This window comes from Endozoicomonas sp. ONNA2, from assembly GCF_024606365.1.
Classification (GTDB): domain Bacteria; phylum Pseudomonadota; class Gammaproteobacteria; order Pseudomonadales; family Endozoicomonadaceae; genus Endozoicomonas.
In genome coordinates this window covers 1-3,893 of the sequence record NZ_JAHHPO010000067.1, presented here as the reverse complement: position 1 = coordinate 3,893, position 3,893 = coordinate 1, and the positions used below count along the sequence as shown (strand labels likewise).

Here is a 3,893-nt window from a genome sequence, read left to right as displayed (position 1 = left end):
ATCATCAGGAACACTGAGTTTAAAATGGGAAAGTTATTTTTAGACGACTCCTTACGAGGTGTGAAATGGCACAACTCAATGTAGGCTCAGAAATCGGGCAGCTCAGACGAGTGATGGTTCACCGCCCGGAACTTGCGCTCAGGAGACTGACACCGTCCAACTGTAAGGATTTGCTTTTTGATGATGTACTTCGCGTTGAAAGCGCAGGTAAAGAGCATGATGCATTTCAGAAAGTACTGACTGATAATGGTGTAGAAGTCCTGCAGCTTCATACATTGCTCGCTGAAACATTGGCCATTTCCGAAGCCAAACAATGGATCATGGAGCGGCAGTTCACCGCCTGGCGTTATGGCCCCCCATTACAAAAGGAGGTACTTTCCTGTCTGAATGATATGACTTTAGACAATATGGCTTTCCATCTTATCGGTGGTATGACAGTGAGTGAACTTGGACATTATCCTCATAGCCTGACCATGAACACGTTGAAGGAAACCGATTTTGTCATTGACCCCATTCCCAACCACCTGTTTACCCGTGATACTTCCTGCTGGATATACGGCGGCGTATCCATGAACCCCATGGCAAAAATTGCCAGGCGCCGGGAAACAGTTCACCTCAGGGCAATCTACAAATTCCACCCTAAATTCAAAAACGCTGACTTCATTACCTATTATGGCGATAAAGACGTTAATTATGATCACGCAACGATCGAAGGAGGCGACGTACTGGTTATCGGTAAAGGCGCCGTTCTTATCGGCCTGTCTGAGCGCACCTCTCCCCAAGGGGTAGAAAACCTGGCACAAGCATTGCTGAAGACTGGCCAGGCTAAAAAAATCATTGCAGTACAACTGCCAAAAGATCGCAGCTGCATGCACCTCGACACGGTTTTTACTCACATGACCCATGACTGCTTCAGCTGCTACCAGGGGGTGAACCTGGATACCAGTCCCTGCTATGAGATTCGTCTTGGCGATGACGAATTGGTGGTAGCCGAACGAATCAAGTCAGGGTTGTTTGAAACCCTTGCCAACACCCTGGAGGTTGACAACCTTCGCATGATTCCTACCGGTGGTGATGTGTTTGAAGCTGAGCGGGAGCAGTGGAACGATGCCAATAATGTTCTGGCCATCAGCCCCGGCAAGGTCATCGGCTACGAACGAAATGTCCATACCCTGGAAAACATGGAAAAAGCCGGTATTGAGGTACTGACTATCCCCGGAGAAGATCTGGGAAGGGGGCGTGGTGGCGCTCGCTGCATGAGCTGTCCTATCCAGCGGGATGGTATCTGAAGACCATGCCTGAATATTGACAAAGAGTGTGCAGACAACAGTTCCCTGCCATTCTTACAGATTACCAGACAGAGGAGTAGCGTCATGGCTTTCAATCTTCGTAACCGTAATTTTTTGAAACTACTGGATTTCACACCAAAAGAAATACAGTTTATGCTCGATCTCTCCCGGGATCTGAAGCGAGCCAAATATGCCGGCGCAGAGCAACAGCACCTTAAAGGAAAAAATGTAGCGCTTATCTTTGAGAAAACATCCACCCGAACCCGCTGTGCTTTTGAAGTGGCCGCTTTTGATCAGGGTGCAAATGTTACGTATATCGGTGGCGGCTCCCAGATGGGGCATAAGGAATCCGTAAAAGATACGGCCCGCGTGCTTGGCAGGATGTACGATGGCATTGAGTTCCGCGGTTTTTCACAAGAAGCGGTCGAGGAGCTTGGCGCCTATTCCGGTGTGCCGGTATGGAATGGCCTGACTGACCAATGGCACCCGACCCAGATACTGGCCGATTTTCTCACGATGATTGAACATGGCCGGGGTAAAAATCTGAATGAGATGAAGCTATGCTATCTCGGTGACGGTAAAAACAACATGGGCAACTCTCTGCTGGTTGGCAGTGCCAAGATGGGGGTTAACTTCTCCATTGCAGCCCCCAAAGGCTACTATCCGGAACAAAGCCTTATTGATCAATGCGCCAAAATAGCGGAAAAATCCGGTGCATCCCTACAGTTTACTGACAACGTGGCGGATGCTGTCAAAAATGCCGATTTTTTATACGGTGATGTCTGGGTATCCATGGGAGACTCCAAAGAAGCCTGGAAAGAACGCATTAATCTGATGAAACCTTATCAGGTCAATATGGAGGTTATCGGAAAAACCGGTAACCCTGATGTCAAATATCTCCATTGTCTGCCAGCTTTCCACAACGAAGAAACCGTCGTTGGCAAAGAAGTAGCCGAAACCTACGGTATGAAAAACGGGTTGGAGGTGACGGAACATGTCTTCGAATCTGAATACTGTATAGCCTTTGATGAGGCAGAGAATCGAATGCATACCATCAAGGCTGTTATGGTCGCGACACTGGGCGACTGATTTTTTCCTCCTGCCGGGGCATACATTTCCTGACCGACCTGGCAGTTCTATACCCCCTTTTTTTCATTGACAAATAATTTCTGTCAGAGGTTCAACCATGCTCGTTGTTATAGCCCTGGGCGGCAATGCTATCTTGCAAAGAAATCAGCCTTTGGAAGCGCATCTGCAAAGAGAGAATATCCGAACGGCTGCAGAATCAATTGCTAACGTTGCCAAGTACCATCAGGTTGTTCTGACCCATGGCAATGGCCCACAGGTCGGGCTGCTGGCGTTAATGAACCAGGCCTACAAAGAGGTAAACCCCTATCCACTGGATGCCCTGGGGGCACAAACCCAGGGCATGATTGGCTTTATGTTTGAACAGGAACTCAGGAATTTTATGCCCGGTCGGAAAGTCTGTACGGTATCCACTCAAACTATTGTCAGTACGGATGATCCTGCGTTTGAGCATCCTGACAAGTTTGTTGGCCCGGTCTATACCCGCGAAGAAGCGGAAGTCATCAGTGATGCCAACCCCGACTGGACGCTTAAAGCCGACGGCCACTATTACCGGCGCGTGGTTGCCTCCCCCCAACCGAAAGAAATTCTTGAATTGCCTTGCCTGAAGCATATCGTTTCTTCCGGGGACATTACCGTTATCTGTGGTGGCGGTGGTGGCATCCCTGTTACTCGTGATGCCAATAACAAATTACTGGGTGTCGAAGCTGTGGTTGATAAAGACAGGGCCTCTGCTGTGTTAGCGGAAGGACTGGGAGCGGATGGCCTGATCCTTCTTACTGACGTACCCGCGGTAGAAACGGATTTTGGGCAACCCGGCTCAAAGAAAATACGCAGCGCCACACCAGAAGAGTTTGAAAAATTCCCTTTTGCCGCTGGTAGCATGGGCCCCAAAGTAGAGTCAGTTTGTCGTTTTGTTCGATCAGGAGGAGCTTTTGGTGCCATTGGTGCATTGGACCAGGCATCTGAAATAATAACCAGAGATTCAGGCACTTTTGTGGAAATAAACGACGCTGGAATCCGCTACTACTGAAAGCCGGTCTGTACGTTTCGCTGCAGCGTTTACCGTTGCCGACAGAGACAACCGCCCATCGCTTGCTGCACCTTGCCGGGTGCAGGGCTTTCAACTTCAATCTCTTGCGGATTTACCCCGGCAAAGCGAGTGCTGTTATCTTGTCTTTTGCAGTGCGAATTACGTCTTCAACCAGGAGAAATACTGATATGAATAGTGATATTATAAAAGTTTCAAGAAACACAGAAAATGCACCAATAAATTCTGCCTCTACACAAACGGTCGCTTTTTCCCATTACAATAATATTTCAGCTCAATTACCTGTCGTTCCTGCAACGGGGAAAGTAGTCGCTGGTGGTATAAAAGAACAGGCAAGACAGTGCCTGGCAAATATTAAAGCAATCGTAGAAAGCATCGACCATGTAATGGACGATGTTATTAAAATCAATATACCTGAATTCAAGTCATAAATGCATAACCCATGACTTTTCTTACATCTATCCCAG

At 48.2% G+C, this 3,893-nt stretch carries 4 protein-coding genes; all 4 read left to right on the top strand.

Features of this window, described 5'->3' with window-relative positions:
- Positions 1–65 precede the first annotated feature (65 nt).
- The 4 genes from arcA (at position 66) to KDK14_RS01195 (ending at position 3,857) form a co-directional block, all read left to right on the top strand.
- Positions 66–1,289: an arginine deiminase gene (gene arcA, locus KDK14_RS01210; protein ID WP_257263191.1), complete on the top strand. Its 1,224-nt coding sequence runs from the start codon at positions 66–68 to the stop codon at positions 1,287–1,289.
- An 84-nt stretch (positions 1,290–1,373) separates the two neighbouring features.
- The gene (argF, locus tag KDK14_RS01205) at positions 1,374–2,378 is read left to right on the top strand and encodes an ornithine carbamoyltransferase (RefSeq protein ID WP_257263190.1); all 1,005 of its coding nucleotides are present in this window, start codon (positions 1,374–1,376) and stop codon (positions 2,376–2,378) included.
- A gap of 97 nt (positions 2,379–2,475) precedes the next feature.
- The gene (locus tag KDK14_RS01200; RefSeq protein WP_257263189.1) at positions 2,476–3,408 is read left to right on the top strand and encodes a carbamate kinase; all 933 of its coding nucleotides are present in this window, start codon (positions 2,476–2,478) and stop codon (positions 3,406–3,408) included.
- A 188-nt stretch (positions 3,409–3,596) separates the two neighbouring features.
- Positions 3,597–3,857, top strand: a complete 261-nt coding sequence (locus tag KDK14_RS01195; protein WP_257263188.1) for a RidA family protein — start codon at positions 3,597–3,599, stop codon at positions 3,855–3,857.
- Positions 3,858–3,893 lie beyond the last annotated feature (36 nt).

Coding starts and splice junctions, on each gene's coding strand:
- arcA (WP_257263191.1), top strand. CDS start 66: ATGGCACAACTCAATGTAGGCTCAGAAATCGGGCAGCTCAGACGAGTG.
- argF (WP_257263190.1), top strand. CDS start 1,374: ATGGCTTTCAATCTTCGTAACCGTAATTTTTTGAAACTACTGGATTTC.
- KDK14_RS01200 (WP_257263189.1), top strand. CDS start 2,476: ATGCTCGTTGTTATAGCCCTGGGCGGCAATGCTATCTTGCAAAGAAAT.
- KDK14_RS01195 (WP_257263188.1), top strand. CDS start 3,597: ATGAATAGTGATATTATAAAAGTTTCAAGAAACACAGAAAATGCACCA.